The sequence below is a fragment of the Streptomyces sp. NPDC039462 genome (assembly GCF_055639375.1).
In genome coordinates, this window is sequence record NZ_JBVKAO010000006.1 from 544,923 (window position 1) to 557,871 (window position 12,949).

14 protein-coding genes and 1 pseudogene are annotated in these 12,949 nt (G+C 69.0%); 9 read left to right on the top strand and 6 right to left on the bottom strand.

Features of this window, described 5'->3' with window-relative positions:
• The first annotated feature begins 76 nt into the window (after positions 1-76).
• Positions 77-2,647, top strand: coding sequence for an ABC transporter ATP-binding protein/permease (locus ACZ7LU_RS30880; protein WP_471918599.1), 2,571 nt, complete (start codon positions 77-79; stop codon positions 2,645-2,647).
• Between the two features lie 109 nt (positions 2,648-2,756).
• Here the strand turns inward: ACZ7LU_RS30880 and ACZ7LU_RS30885 are convergent, their stop codons facing one another.
• Positions 2,757-3,455 (bottom strand): transglycosylase SLT domain-containing protein, encoded by a 699-nt coding sequence (locus ACZ7LU_RS30885; protein ID WP_398307768.1) that lies wholly within the window; start codon positions 3,453-3,455, stop codon positions 2,757-2,759.
• A 452-nt stretch (positions 3,456-3,907) separates the two neighbouring features.
• Between ACZ7LU_RS30885 and ACZ7LU_RS30890 the strand changes: the two genes are divergently transcribed.
• The 4 genes from ACZ7LU_RS30890 to ACZ7LU_RS30905 all read left to right on the top strand — a co-directional run bounded on the left by ACZ7LU_RS30890 (position 3,908) and on the right by ACZ7LU_RS30905 (position 6,431).
• Positions 3,908-5,053, top strand: coding sequence for a GAF domain-containing sensor histidine kinase (locus ACZ7LU_RS30890; RefSeq protein WP_398307770.1), 1,146 nt, complete (start codon positions 3,908-3,910; stop codon positions 5,051-5,053).
• Positions 5,046-5,708, top strand: coding sequence for a response regulator (locus ACZ7LU_RS30895; protein WP_398307772.1), 663 nt, complete (start codon positions 5,046-5,048; stop codon positions 5,706-5,708). The genes ACZ7LU_RS30890 and ACZ7LU_RS30895 overlap by 8 nt, the downstream gene beginning before the upstream one ends.
• A 155-nt stretch (positions 5,709-5,863) precedes the next feature.
• Positions 5,864-6,109, top strand: a complete 246-nt coding sequence (locus ACZ7LU_RS30900; RefSeq protein WP_398307774.1) for a chaplin — start codon at positions 5,864-5,866, stop codon at positions 6,107-6,109.
• 73 nt (positions 6,110-6,182) lie between these two features.
• A complete protein-coding gene (locus ACZ7LU_RS30905) occupies positions 6,183-6,431 on the top strand; it encodes a chaplin (RefSeq protein WP_398307775.1) in 249 nt (82 codons plus the stop codon).
• Between the two features lie 60 nt (positions 6,432-6,491).
• Here the strand turns inward: ACZ7LU_RS30905 and ACZ7LU_RS30910 are convergent, their stop codons facing one another.
• Positions 6,492-7,283, bottom strand: a complete 792-nt coding sequence (locus ACZ7LU_RS30910) for a hypothetical protein (RefSeq protein ID WP_471918600.1) — start codon at positions 7,281-7,283, stop codon at positions 6,492-6,494.
• Positions 7,284-7,404: 121 nt separating this feature from the next.
• Between ACZ7LU_RS30910 and ACZ7LU_RS30915 the strand changes: the two are divergent.
• From ACZ7LU_RS30915 to ACZ7LU_RS30925, 3 genes and pseudogenes are all read left to right on the top strand, one after another.
• Positions 7,405-7,935: pseudogene (locus ACZ7LU_RS30915) on the top strand (ABC transporter ATP-binding protein); the annotation flags it as partial.
• Between the two features lie 312 nt (positions 7,936-8,247).
• On the top strand, positions 8,248-8,676 hold the full coding sequence (locus tag ACZ7LU_RS30920; RefSeq protein ID WP_468317112.1) for an NfeD family protein: 429 nt from the start codon (positions 8,248-8,250) through the stop codon (positions 8,674-8,676).
• Between the two features lie 80 nt (positions 8,677-8,756).
• On the top strand, positions 8,757-9,698 hold the full coding sequence (locus tag ACZ7LU_RS30925; RefSeq protein WP_398307783.1) for an SPFH domain-containing protein: 942 nt from the start codon (positions 8,757-8,759) through the stop codon (positions 9,696-9,698).
• A gap of 10 nt (positions 9,699-9,708) precedes the next feature.
• On the opposite strand, the gene ACZ7LU_RS30930 is transcribed toward ACZ7LU_RS30925, so the two are convergent.
• From ACZ7LU_RS30930 to ACZ7LU_RS30940, 3 genes are all read right to left on the bottom strand, one after another.
• Positions 9,709-10,221 carry an HNH endonuclease gene (locus ACZ7LU_RS30930; protein ID WP_398307785.1) on the bottom strand — a complete coding sequence of 171 codons (513 nt, stop codon included), beginning with the start codon at positions 10,219-10,221 and terminating at the stop codon, positions 9,709-9,711.
• A gap of 166 nt (positions 10,222-10,387) precedes the next feature.
• Positions 10,388-10,927: a YbhB/YbcL family Raf kinase inhibitor-like protein gene (locus ACZ7LU_RS30935; protein WP_398307787.1), complete on the bottom strand. Its 540-nt coding sequence runs from the start codon at positions 10,925-10,927 to the stop codon at positions 10,388-10,390.
• Positions 10,928-10,975: 48 nt separating this feature from the next.
• Positions 10,976-11,758 carry a sporulation protein gene (locus ACZ7LU_RS30940; protein ID WP_398307789.1) on the bottom strand — a complete coding sequence of 261 codons (783 nt, stop codon included), beginning with the start codon at positions 11,756-11,758 and terminating at the stop codon, positions 10,976-10,978.
• A gap of 162 nt (positions 11,759-11,920) precedes the next feature.
• On the opposite strand from ACZ7LU_RS30940, the gene ACZ7LU_RS30945 reads away from it, so the two are divergent.
• Positions 11,921-12,562, top strand: coding sequence for a DNA-3-methyladenine glycosylase (locus tag ACZ7LU_RS30945; RefSeq protein WP_468317108.1), 642 nt, complete (start codon positions 11,921-11,923; stop codon positions 12,560-12,562).
• Between the two features lie 158 nt (positions 12,563-12,720).
• On the opposite strand, the gene ACZ7LU_RS30950 is transcribed toward ACZ7LU_RS30945, so the two are convergent.
• Positions 12,721-12,949, bottom strand: a 229-nt coding sequence (locus tag ACZ7LU_RS30950) for a hypothetical protein (RefSeq protein ID WP_392133596.1), incomplete at its 5' end; no start/stop codon positions are given.

Here is a 12,949-nt window from a genome sequence, read left to right on the forward strand (position 1 = left end):
GTTCCTCCCGATGTTCGACATCCCTAGACTCCCCACCGATGGGGGCTAGCTCGGGGGACAACTCAGTGGGGCTGGAGTGCCGGAACTCGTACTGGAATTGAATGGCAGGACCTGGACGCTGGACGCGTCCAGGCCGTACACCCTCGGACGTGATCCGCAGGGGGATATCTCGCTCGACGACGCCAGGGTCTCCTGGCGGCACGCGACGATCAGCTGGAACGGGCGCAGCTGGGTCATCGAGGACCACGGCAGCACCAATGGCACCTTCGTACAGGGCCAGCGGATCCACCAGATGGAAATCGGCCCCGGTTCGGCCGTGTACCTCGGCAACGCGACCGACGGTCCGCGGGTGAACGTGTCCGGCGGCGCCCCGGGCGCGGCCGCCGCGGCCGCCGTCTCGGCACCGCAGCAGCACGCCCAGCAGCAGGCCCCGTACCAGGCGCCGCAGCAGGGCTGGCAGCAGCCACCGCAGCAACCGCAACAGCACCAGCAGCACCACCAGCCCCAGCAACAACAACACCAACCGCCGCAGCAGCAGCAACCGCACGTGCCCCAGCAGCAAGGCGGCCCGTCCGAGCAGTACGTGCAGAAGACTCCCGGTACCGGCGGTGTCGCGGGGGCCCCGCCGGTCTACGGCGACCGCAGCCCGACGACGTTCCACCAGCTGGCACTCGGCCGCAAGATGCGCATCGGCCGTGCCCTGGAGAACGAGCTCGTCGTCTCCGACCTGCAGGTCTCGCGCCATCACGCCGAGTTCACCGCGACGCCCGACGGCCGCTTCGAGCTCCACGACCTCGGCTCGCACAACGGCACGTACGTCAACGGCCAGCCGATCGCGAAGTCCTCGACGGTCCTGATCGGCCCGAACGACATCGTCGGCGTCGGCCACTCGACCTTCCGCCTCGTCGGCGGACAGCTCGAGGAGTTCGTCGACACCGGTGACGTCTCCTTCTCGGCCCGCCACCTCACGGTCACGGTCGACGGCGGCAAGCAGATCCTCAAGGACGTCTCCTTCGGCGTCCCGGAGAAGTCGCTCATCGCGGTCATCGGACCCTCGGGTTCCGGCAAGTCCACCCTGCTCAAGGCGCTCACCGGCTACCGGCCCGCCAACCAGGGCGACGTCCTCTACGACAACCGGAACCTCTACAAGCAGTTCGCCGAGCTGCGGCAGCGCATCGGTCTGGTCCCGCAGGACGACATCCTGCACAAGGAACTGACCGTCAAGAAGGCCCTCAAATACGCGGCCAAGCTGCGCTTCCCGGCCGACACCACGGAGGCCGAGCGCGAGTCCCGCATCGACGAGGTGCTGCGCGAGCTCAAGCTGGACATCCACAAGGAGAAGAAGGTCACCTCCCTCTCCGGTGGCCAGCGCAAGCGCGTGTCGGTCGCCCTGGAGCTGCTGACCAAGCCCTCGCTGATCTTCCTGGACGAGCCGACCTCCGGCCTCGACCCGGGCATGGACCGCGACGTCATGCAGCTGCTCCGCGGCCTCGCCGACGACGGCCGCACGGTCCTCGTCGTGACGCACTCGGTCGCCGAGCTGGCGATCTGCGACAAGCTCCTGGTGATGGCGCCGGGCGGTTCCGTGGCGTACTTCGGCCCGCCCGAGGAAGCCCTGAACTTCTTCGGCTACAGCACCTGGGCCGACGTCTTCTCCGCCTTCGAGAACTACCGCGACTACGACTGGGCGGGCCGCTGGAAGGGCTCGCAGCACTACCAGATGTACGCCGCGGACATCGACGCCGTCGCCGCGCAGTCCGTACAGATGCCGCCGCCCCAGGCGGTGAAGCCGCCGAAGCCGCAGGGCTGGGGATCGCAGCTGTGGACCCTGATCCGCCGCTACACCTCGGTGATCGCCTCCGACAAGGGCTTCATGGGCCTGATGGTGATCCTGCCCGCGGTCCTCGGCATCGTCAGCGTCGTGATCCCGGCCGACTTCGGCCTCGCCCCGCCGAAACCGCCGGTCAAGTTCAACGGCGACGCGGGCACGATCATGCTCATCCTCGCGGTCGGCATGTGCTTCTCGGGCGCGGCCAACTCCGTACGTGAGCTGATCAAGGAACGGGTCATCTACGAACGGGAACGGGCCACCGGCCTCTCCCGCTCGGCGTACCTGATGTCGAAGGTCATCGTCCTCGGCGTCATCACGGCCATCCAGGGCGTCATCATCTGCGCCATCGGCTTCGCCCCGCGCGAGCTGCCGGAGGAAGGCCTGATCATGCCGCCGGCGGCGGAGATCTGCCTGACGATCATCGCGCTCGGCTTCACCTCGATGATGTTCGGCCTCGTCATCTCCTCGCTGGTGAAGACCGCCGAGAAGACCATGCCGCTCCTGGTCATGTTCGCGATCGTCCAGGTCGTGTTCACCGGCGTCCTCTTCCAGGTCTACGGCTCGCCGGGCCTGGAGCAGTTCGCCTGGCTGATGCCGTCCCGCTGGGCCATCGCAGGCGCGGGCGCCACCCTCGACCTGGCGCACCTGATGCCGCCGTGGGACCCGAAGAACCCGAACGACCTGGACCCGCTGTGGGAGCACTCGGCGAGCCAGTGGGGCATCAACATCACCATCCTGCTCGCGCTCGGCGTCATCTGCGGCATCGCGGTCGCGCGCCTGCTGCGCCGCCACGAGCCGGAGGTCATGCGCAAGTAAGCACGTCCGTGCGTACGAGAAGGGCGGCACCCCGTGCGGGGTGCCGCCCTTCGGCGTCTTGAGAACCTCATCTTCGGCTGAAGAGGTCCAGTGATCAGGCGATCAAGGCTCAGTAGGCGCCGTTCACGTTGTCCATCGAGCCGTACCGGTCGGCGGCGTAGTTGGCCGCGGCCGTGATGTTGGCGACCGGGTCGTAGATGTTCGTGGAGGTGCCCTCGACGTGGTACGCGTCGAACGTCGGCTTGATGACCTGGAGCAGGCCGATCGACGGGGTGCCGTTGATGGCGTTGATGTCCCAGCCGTTCACGGCCTGCGGGTTGCCCGCCGACTCGCGGATGATGTTGCGGTGCAGGCCCTCGTACGAGCCGGGGATGCCCTTGGCCTTCATGATGTCCAGGGACTGGCGGATCCAGCCGTCGAGGTTGTTGGCGTAGACGGGCTTGCGGGCGGCGGCGCGGCTCGCGGCCTCCTTGGCCTTGCGCTCGTCCTCGGCCTTCTTCTTCGCGGCGGCCTCGTCGGCGGCCTTCTTGTCGGCGGCGGCCTTCGCGGCGGTGTCCTTGGCCTTCTTGTCGGCGCTGCTGTGCTGCTTGATGACACCGGCGCGGACGGCCTGCTCGGCCTCGACGTTCTGCTTGAAGGCCACCGGGGCGGCATCGAGGCTCTGGGTCTTGGTTCCCGCATCGGCGCTGCCCGGCACGAGGGAGAACGCGAGGGCAGCGGCGCCGAGCGTGGCGACACCGGCGATCGAGAACTTCTGGGCCTTGGTCACGGTGGAACGACTATGACCAGGGGTGCTGTGCATGGACATGCGAGTTGGACCTCTTCGAATAGCGGAGGTCGCTCCGGCCGGCGGGGGACATGGTGCATTCCGGCAAAACGCCGCGGTCGGGAAGACCGCGGCGCCGAGCGACGAGAGCAATTCTTAGCGGCCGCAAAAATGTGTGGCAAAGGTGTGACGTACGATGCCGGGTAGTGGATCAGGGGGTACAGAGACGCCCGAATCGGGCACCTACCCCGTTCGCGTAAAGGGATTCCTCATCCACTAGGGGTCTTCGTACGTGATGTGCGTCCTATGCGCGGCCTCACATCAGCGACGTAACGGTCTCACCAGGAGTTGCCGCCGCAACGCTCTCAGTGAGGGGCCTCATCCGGGAGTAGGAGATGGGCGTCGCCGGACCACGGACCTAGGCCCCAGGACCTAGGCGGGGGCCTCCACTGGTCGGATACGCACTGTCACACCCCGCCGCTACGGTTGTGACCATGAGTCAAGGACCCCGATCCGGCCTGACCGCGGTGAGTTCCGCGCTCCTCGCCATGAGCAGGCACTTGGAGGTGCGTGACGTCCTCAAGACGATCGTCGCCTCGGCCCGCGAGCTGCTCGACGCGGAGTACGCCGCGCTCGGAGTCCCCGACGACCACGGCGGCTTCGCCCAGTTCGTCGTCGACGGCGTCAGCGACGACCAGTGGAAGGCCATCGGCCCCCTGCCCCGGCAGCACGGCATCCTCGCCTCGATGCTCCAGAAGGGCGAGACCGTCCGGCTCGGCGACGTGCGCGAGGACCCGCGCTTCGGAGGCTGGCCCTCCGCCCACCCGGACATGTCCGACTTCCTCGGCGTGCCCATCCACTCCGACGGCGAGACGCTCGGCGCGCTCTTCCTCGCCAACAAGAACTGCCCCAAGCCCCAAGGCGGTTGCGGCTTCACCGAGGACGACGCGGAGCTTCTCGCCATCCTCGCCCAGCACGCCGCCATCGCCCTCACCAACGCCCGGCTGTACGAGCGCAGCCGCGAGCTGACCATCGCCGAGGAGCGCTCGCGCCTCGCCCACGAACTGCACGACGCGGTGAGCCAGAAGCTCTTCTCGCTGCGCCTGACGGCCCAGGCGGCCGCCGCCCTGGTGGACCGCGACCCGTCCCGCGCCAAGGGGGAACTGCAGCAGGTGGCGGTGCTCGCGGCCGAGGCGGCGGACGAGCTGCGCGCGGCCGTCGTGGAGCTGCGCCCCGCCGCCCTCGACGAGGACGGCCTGGTGGCCACCCTGCGCACCCACACGCACGTCCTGGACCGCGCGCACTCCGCACACGTCACCTTCGAGAGCAACGGCGTGCGGGCGCTGCCCGCCTCGCAGGAGGAAGCCATGCTGCGGGTCGCCCAGGAGGCCCTGCACAACGCGCTGCGTCACTCCGGCGCGGAGCACGTCGCCGTGCTGCTGGACAAGCGCGGCACCGGAGCCGTCCTGCGTGTCGTCGACGACGGTTCGGGCTTCGACCCGCAGTCGACCCGGCGCGCGGGGCGGCACCTGGGCCTGGTCTCCATGCGGGACCGGGCGAGCGGGGTCGGCGGACGGCTGACCGTGGAATCGGAGCCCGGCAAGGGCACGACGATCGAGATGGAGGTTCCCGGTGGCTGACGCCGCGCTCAACACGAAGACAGGGATCCGGGTGCTGCTGGTCGACGACCACCAGGTGGTCCGCCGCGGCCTGCGCACGTTCCTGGAGATCCAGGAGGACATCGACGTCGTCGGCGAGGCGTCGGACGGCGCCGAAGGAGTCGCCCAGGCCGAGGAGCTGAAGCCGGACGTCGTCCTGATGGACGTCAAGATGCCCGGCATGGACGGCGTCGAGGCGCTGCGCAAGCTCCGCGAGCTGGCCAACCCCGCGCGCGTGCTCGTCGTCACCAGCTTCACCGAGCAGCGCACGGTCGTCCCGGCCCTGCGCGCCGGCGCCGCGGGCTATGTGTACAAGGACATCGACCCGGACGCCCTCGCCGGCGCCATCCGCTCCGTGCACGCCGGGCACGTCCTGCTCCAGCCCGAGGTCGCGGGCGCACTGCTCTCGCAGGAGGAGACGGGCGGCGGGCAGGGCAGGGGCGGCTCCCTCACCGAGCGCGAGCGCGAGGTCCTCGGCCTGATCGCCGACGGCCGTTCGAACCGCGAGATCGCCCGCGCCCTCGTCCTCTCCGAGAAGACCGTCAAGACGCACGTTTCGAACATCCTGATGAAGCTGGACCTGGCCGACCGCACCCAGGCCGCGCTCTGGGCCGTGCGGCACGGCGTGACCGGCTGAGCAGCCGATGGGCCAGGAGGGGCCGTCGACTTCCGGTCTGAGATTCATACCGTCGTGTGGATGTCCCCCGGATGGCGTATCCCCGGGGGAGTCCGGGCGTTCTCCAGTGCGTGCTGCGGCGGCTGGCCGCAGCTTCTGCTCAGGAGGATGTAGAAGTGAAGAACCTGAAGAAGGCCGCTGCTGTCACGATGGTGGCCGGTGGCCTGGTTGCGGCCGGCGCCGGCATGGCCTCCGCCCACGGCGGCGCGCAGGCCGACGGTGTCGCGAAGAACTCCCCCGGCGTCCTCTCGGGCAACCTGGTCCAGGCCCCGGTCCACGTCCCTGTGAACGTCTGCGGCAACACCGTCACCGTCATCGGCGGCCTCAACCCGGTGTTCGGCAACGTCTGCAAGAACCTCTGATCGCATCCTGCGAGCCGCACATCCCGTGACCCCGCCACCGGGGTCGCTCATGACAGCAGGAGGAGCACGTCCCATGAACAGCATCGCCAAGAAGGCCGCCCTGGCCGTCGTCACCGCAGGCCTCGCCGCGGGCGCGTCCGCCGGAGCCGCGTCCGCCGCCACGGACGCCCAGGCCAACGGCGTCGCGAAGAACTCCCCGGGCGTCGGCTCCGGCAACCTCGTCCAGGTGCCGGTCCACGTCCCGGTCAACGCCACCGGCAACAGCGTGAACGTCATCGGTGTCCTCAACCCGGCGTTCGCCAACCACACGGTGAACCACTGAGGCGCAAGCCCCGGCACGGGCCCCGCGGACCGAGCAGGTCCGCGGGGCCCGCGTCATCGCTCAGCGCCCGCCGTCCCGTTCCCGCTCCTCGACGTACGAGTTGAACGCCGCGACCTGCGCCCGCCGCGCCGTCCGCTCCACGGGACGCAGCGCCTGCACCCGTGCGGCCATCTCCGAAGCGCTCACGGCCCCGCCATGCCCGTTCTCGTACGCCAGCGAGATCAGCAGACCGACCCGCTGCGCCAGCTCCAGAACCCGGACCGCGCGCGGCGGATACCCCGGCGCGAGCAGCTCGCGCCCCCGCTCCGCCCGCGCCCGGTACGCGTCGAGCGCCGCCTCGGCGACCGGCCCCGACCCCGCCACATCGAGCCGGGACAGCACCTGCGTCGCCTCCCGCAGCGCCTCCGCGAGCTCCCGCTCCGCCTCGCCCAGCGAGGGCACGTCGGCGGGCGGCGCCTCCCGCACGGGCAGGCAGTGCCAGACGACCTCCACATGGACGTCGCCGTCGGGCCCCGCCTCGTACACGTCGGGAACGAGCCCGTACGGCGCGCCGAAACCGACGACCGCCTCCTCCGCCTCCAGTGCGCGCGCGTTGAACTCGGGCGGCCCGCTCAGCCCGAGCGGATGCCCCGGCGCGGGCAGTGCCACCCGCAGACCGGTCACCCCCAGCGTCCGCAGCCGCCCCATGGCGAGCGTGAGCCCGACCGGGCCCGACTCGCCGGGAAGTCCTTCGACCCGGTGCACCGCGTCCTCGCCGACCATCGCGAGCACCGCGTCATCCGGGGAAACAAGTCCGGCCAATAGGGCATTTCCCCATGCGGCCAGGCGTCCTGAGCGTGGTTCCGAGAGCATGCACACAGCCTAAGGACCGGCCTCACGACAGGAACGGTCGGCCGGTGGCGTAGGTTTTATCCGGGGGCCGCGTCCACAGGCGCGAGCGACGACCGAGACTGCAATGGGAGACAGCGCGCTCATGAGCGATGTACTGGAGCTTGAGGACGTATCTGTGGTCCGCGAGGGCCGGGCTCTGGTGGACCAGGTCTCCTGGTCGGTCAAGGAGGGGGAGCGCTGGGTCATCCTCGGCCCGAACGGCGCCGGCAAGACCACCCTCCTCAATGTCGCGTCCAGCTACCTCTTCCCGAGCACCGGCACCGCCACCGTCCTCGGCGAGACCCTCGGCAAGCCCGGCACGGACGTCTTCGAGCTCCGCCCGCGCATCGGCATCGCCGGCATGGCCATGGCGGACAAGCTCCCCAAGCGCCAGACCGTCCTCCAGACGGTCCTCACCGCCGCGTACGGCATGACCGCCGGCTGGCACGAGAACTACGAGGACGTCGACGAGCAGCGCGCCCGCGCCTTCCTCGACCGCCTCGGCATGAGCGAGTACCTCGACCGCAAGTTCGGCACGCTCTCCGAGGGCGAGCGCAAGCGCACCCTGATCGCCCGCGCCCTGATGACCGACCCCGAGCTGCTGCTCCTCGACGAGCCCGCGGCAGGACTCGACCTCGGCGGCCGCGAAGACCTCGTACGACGCCTCGGCCGCCTCGCCCGCGACCCGATCGCCCCCTCGATGATCATGGTCACGCACCACGTCGAGGAGATCGCCCCCGGCTTCACGCACGTCCTGATGATCCGCCAGGGCAAGGTGCTCGCCGCGGGTCCGCTTGAGCTGGAGCTCACCTCCCGCAACCTCTCCCTCTGCTTCGGCCTCCCGCTGGTCGTCGAGCAGCGGAACGACCGCTGGACCGCCACGGGCCTTCCGCTCAGCTGATCGGCGCCCTGTCCCGGAAGGGACCCGCGGTCCTACCATGACCGGGTGGACATCGACGCATGGGTGTGGTGGCTGATCGGAGCCGCCGCGCTCGGAATCCCGCTCGTACTGACCGCGATGCCGGAGCTCGGCATGCTCGCCGTGGGCGCTGTCGCCGCCGCCGTGACCGCGGGCCTCGGCGGCGGCATGGTGCTGCAGGTCGTGGTCTTCGCCGCGGTCTCGGTCGCGCTCATCGCGGTCGTACGCCCGGTCGCGGCCCGGCACCGCTCCCAGCGGCCCGAACTGACCACGGGCGTAGAGGCGTTGAAGGGCAGAACGGCCGTCGTCCTGGAACGGGTCGACGGCTCCGGCGGCCGCATCAAGCTCGCGGGCGAGGTCTGGTCGGCCCGCGCACTCGACACGGACCGCACCTTCGAAGCGGGCCAAGCCGTGGACGTCGTCGAGATCGACGGAGCGACGGCCGTCGTCATGTGAATGCCCCACGGGCCGGATGACGGTCTGACAGACTCGACCAGCAAGATCTTCGCCGAGGCAAGAGGGGTACGGGGAACACGATGAAACCAATCATCATCGTCCTGGTCATTCTGGTGGTGCTGGTCTTCATCGCCCTGATCAAGACCATCCAGGTCATCCCGCAGGCGAGCGCCGCCATCGTGGAGCGCTTCGGCCGCTACACCCGCACGTTGAACGCGGGTCTGAACATCGTCGTCCCGTTCATCGACTCGATCCGCAACCGCATCGACCTCCGTGAACAGGTCGTCCCCTTCCCGCCCCAGCCGGTGATCACCCAGGACAACCTCGTGGTGAACATCGACACCGTCATCTACTACCAGGTGACCGACGCCCGGGCCGCGACCTACGAAGTCGCCAGCTACATCCAGGCGATCGAGCAGCTCACCGTCACCACCCTGCGCAACATCATCGGTGGCATGGACCTGGAGCGGACCCTGACCTCCCGCGAGGAGATCAACGCGGCCCTGCGCGGCGTCCTCGACGAGGCCACCGGCAAGTGGGGCATCCGCGTCAACCGCGTCGAGCTCAAGGCGATCGAGCCGCCGACCTCCATCCAGGACTCGATGGAGAAGCAGATGCGCGCCGACCGCGACAAGCGCGCGGCGATCCTCCAGGCCGAAGGTGTACGGCAGTCGGAGATCCTCCGCGCCGAAGGTGAGAAGCAGTCCGCGATCCTGCGCGCCGAAGGTGAGGCCAAGGCCGCCGCCCTGCGCGCCGAGGGCGAGGCCCAGGCGATCCGCACGGTCTTCGAGTCCATCCACGCCGGCGACCCGGACCAGAAGCTCCTCTCGTACCAGTACCTCCAGATGCTGCCGAAGATCGCCGAGGGCGACGCCAACAAGCTCTGGATCGTGCCCAGCGAGATCGGCGACGCCCTCAAGGGCCTCGGCGGCGCACTCGGCAACTTCGGCCCGCTGGGCGGAGGCGGCGGCTCGGTGCCCGCACAGGGCAAGGAGCGCCGCGAACAGCCGCCGATCGACTGACGGGGGAGCGCTAGGCCGCAGGCGCGGGCTGCGCCAGCCACTCCGGCAGCGAGGCCAACTCCTCCCGGCCGAGCGCGAGCAACATCGCGTCGGCGGGCGTCGGCTCGAACGGCTGCCGGAGCAACGGCATACCGGCCTCCTCCGGGGTCCGGTTCGCCTTGCGGTGATTGTCCATCGCGCACGACGCCACCGTGTTCAGCCAGGAGTCGGCGCCGCCCTGCGACCGCGGGACCACGTGGTCCACCGTCGTGGCGCGCCTGCCGCAGTACGCGCACCGGTGCTGGTCCCGCACCAGCACACCCCGCCGCGACCATGGAGCCTGTCTTCGGAACGGCACCCGCACGTATCTGCAGAGTCGGATGACGCGGGGCACGGGAATGTCGATGGCCGCCGCGCGCACGCGCAGTCCGGGGTGGGCGTGCTCGACCACGGCCTTGTCCTGGAGCACCAGAACGACGGCTCGGTTGAGCGACACCGTCGAGAGCGGCTCGAAGCTCGCGTTCAGCACCAGCGTGTCCCGCATCAACCTGCCCACCTCCCGTATGCACCGGCCCACCGCCTGGCGGGCTGGGATCAACTCTGGCCGGGCACGCCGAGATGGACAACGCAATAAAAAATGCCCGCCTCTGATCACTTCCATGACCAGAGGCGGGCAAACAATCGGTGAACGCTCAGTATCTGAGGGTCACTCAGCTCTCCGCGGGAGCCGCGTACTCCGCGATCACCTGAGCACGCGCCAGCGTGTGGAACCGGAGGTTGAAGCCGACGACCGCGGGCGTGGCGTCCGAGTCGGGACCCAGCTTCTCCTGGTCCACCGCGTACACGGTGAACACATAGCGGTGCGCCGGGTCGCCGGGCGGCGGCGCCGCACCCACGAACTCCTTAGCCCCGTAGTCGTTGCGCACCTGCACGGCACCCTCGGGCAGCCCCTCGAACTTGCCGCTGCCCGCGCCACTCGGCAGCTCGGTCACCGAGACCGGGATGTCGAAGACGGTCCAGTGCCAGAACCCGCTCCCCGTGGGGGCGTCCGGGTCGAAGCACGTCACGGCGAAGCTCTTGGTCTCCGGCGGGAAGCCCTCCCACCGCAGCTGCGGCGAGGTGTTCCCGGCCGCCTGGACCTGAGCGTCCTTAAGGACCGCACCCGGCTCGAAGTCCTCGCTCACGACCGTGAACGACGGCACGGACGGATGGAAGTCATGGGGAAGCGGCGGCCTCTTGAGCTCGGTCACGTAGGCACCTCCTGGTTGATTGCTGGTCCTCGCTGATCCTCTCCGAGCCTAGAACCAGTTGCGCTTGCTGCCGACCTGGGACAGCCACTCGTTCAGGTACGCCGCCCAGTCGGTGCCGTGGAAGTCGTTCAGCCCGACCTTGAAGGAACGGAACGAGTCGCTGCTCTCGCTGAACAGACCCGGCTTCTTGTCCATCTCCAGGACGACGTCCATCTCGCGGTCGTCGGCGACGAAGCTCAGCTCGACCTGGTTGAGCCCGCGGTACTGCTGCGGCGGGTAGAACTCGATCTCCTGGTAGAACGGCAGCTTCTGCCGCGTACCGCGGATGTGACCGCGCTCCATGTCCGCGTTCTTGAAGCGGAAGCCGAGCTGGATGAAGGCGTCCAGGATGGCCTGCTGCGCCGGCAGCGGGTGCACGATGATCGGGTCCAGGTCGCTCGAGTCCACGGCGCGCGCGATCTCCAGCTCGGTGGTCACACCGATGTCCATGCCACGCAGCTGCTGCCCGTCGATGCTCGTGACCGGGGTCTCCCAGGGGATCTCCAGGCTGAACTGCACGGCGTGCACCTGGTTGGCCTGAAGCGTGAAGGCGCCACCGAGCCGCTGCTTGATGAACTCGATGTCCTGCTTGGTCTCCTGGTCGTTGCCCTCGACCTCGACCCGGGCCTGCAGACCGACGGAGAGCCCCTCGATCTCCTGGTCCACGGACCCGCCCTGGATCCGCACCTCACCCTGGACCACGCCGCCCGGGACCACGTTGACCTCGGTCAGCACGGTCTCCACCGAGGCACCGCCGGCCCCGAGACTCGCGAGCAGCTTCTTGAACCCCATGACACTCCATCCCCGGGCCGCCGCCCGTGGCTCGTCCCGACTTGAATACTTGATCGATAGAAACGCGAGAGAACCGTGTGCGGTTCCGCCCCACCACCCTGGCAACCGGGCGGCCCGAGGACCACCCGTGAACCAGAACCATGTGCAGTACGCTCGTACGGCATGATCGCGAGCCCTGACCGTACGCCTCTCACCCGAGACTTCTTCGACCGCCCGGTCCTGGAGGTCGCCCCGGACCTGCTCGGCCGCATCCTCGTGCGCGACTCGGCGGCAGGACCGATCGAAGTCCGCCTGACAGAGGTCGAGGCCTACGCGGGAGAGGTCGACCCCGGCTCCCACGCGTACCGCGGCCGCACCGCCCGAAACAGCGTGATGTTCGGCCGGCCAGGACACATGTACGTCTACTTCACCTACGGCATGTGGCACTGCATGAACCTGGTGTGCGGCCCTGAGGGCATGGCCGGCGCGGTCCTGCTGCGCGCGGGAGAGATCACGAAGGGCGTGGAACTGGCCCGCGAGCGTCGACTCTCGGCCCGTAACGACAAGGAACTGGCCAAAGGCCCCGCACGCCTGGCCACCGCTCTCGACGTGGACCGCCAGCTCGACGGCGCCGACGTCTGTGGGGACCCGTCCTCCCCCTTCTCTGTGCTGACCGGCACCCCGGTCACGTCCGACCAGGTCAGCAGCGGACCGCGCACAGGAGTCGCGGGCGAGGGCGGCGTCCACCCGTGGCGCTTCTGGGTGGCCAACGACCCTACGGTGAGCCCTTATCGGGCCCATACGCCCCGACGCCGCCGGACTTGACGCAGGATCGGTGCCTCCGTAAGGTGGTCCGAGTCGCTTGAACCGGGTACGGCAGTCTGCCAGCAGCCGGGAGCGACCAACCACTACCTGACGACTTCCCCTCAGCGGGGTCTTATTTCGCATGCCTGCATGCCGGAATTCGAACTCGCGAGACTCGATTATGAGTTGCGGAGGGAATCCGCTAAAGTAGTGAACACGCCGAAAGGCAAAGGCCCTCCAACGGCCACCGGAAATGAAATCCGAACCGGGAACGGAACGGAAAACGGATCTGGTAAGGTTGGAAACACGAAATACCGAAGGGAAGCGCCCGGAGGAAAGCCCGAGAGGGTGAGTACAAAGGAAGCGTCCGTTCCTTGAGAACTCAACAGCGTGCCAAAAGTCAACGCC

Excerpts from the sequence above, each read along its gene's own strand:
- ACZ7LU_RS30885 (WP_398307768.1), bottom strand. The coding sequence starts at position 3,455 with ATGTCCATGCACAGCACCCCTGGTCATAGTCGTTCCACCGTGACCAAG.
- ACZ7LU_RS30890 (WP_398307770.1), top strand. The coding sequence starts at position 3,908 with ATGAGTCAAGGACCCCGATCCGGCCTGACCGCGGTGAGTTCCGCGCTC.
- ACZ7LU_RS30905 (WP_398307775.1), top strand. The coding sequence starts at position 6,183 with ATGAACAGCATCGCCAAGAAGGCCGCCCTGGCCGTCGTCACCGCAGGC.
- ACZ7LU_RS30910 (WP_471918600.1), bottom strand. The coding sequence starts at position 7,283 with ATGCTCTCGGAACCACGCTCAGGACGCCTGGCCGCATGGGGAAATGCC.
- ACZ7LU_RS30925 (WP_398307783.1), top strand. The coding sequence starts at position 8,757 with ATGAAACCAATCATCATCGTCCTGGTCATTCTGGTGGTGCTGGTCTTC.
- ACZ7LU_RS30930 (WP_398307785.1), bottom strand. The coding sequence starts at position 10,221 with ATGCGGGACACGCTGGTGCTGAACGCGAGCTTCGAGCCGCTCTCGACG.
- ACZ7LU_RS30940 (WP_398307789.1), bottom strand. The coding sequence starts at position 11,758 with ATGGGGTTCAAGAAGCTGCTCGCGAGTCTCGGGGCCGGCGGTGCCTCG.
- ACZ7LU_RS30945 (WP_468317108.1), top strand. The coding sequence starts at position 11,921 with ATGATCGCGAGCCCTGACCGTACGCCTCTCACCCGAGACTTCTTCGAC.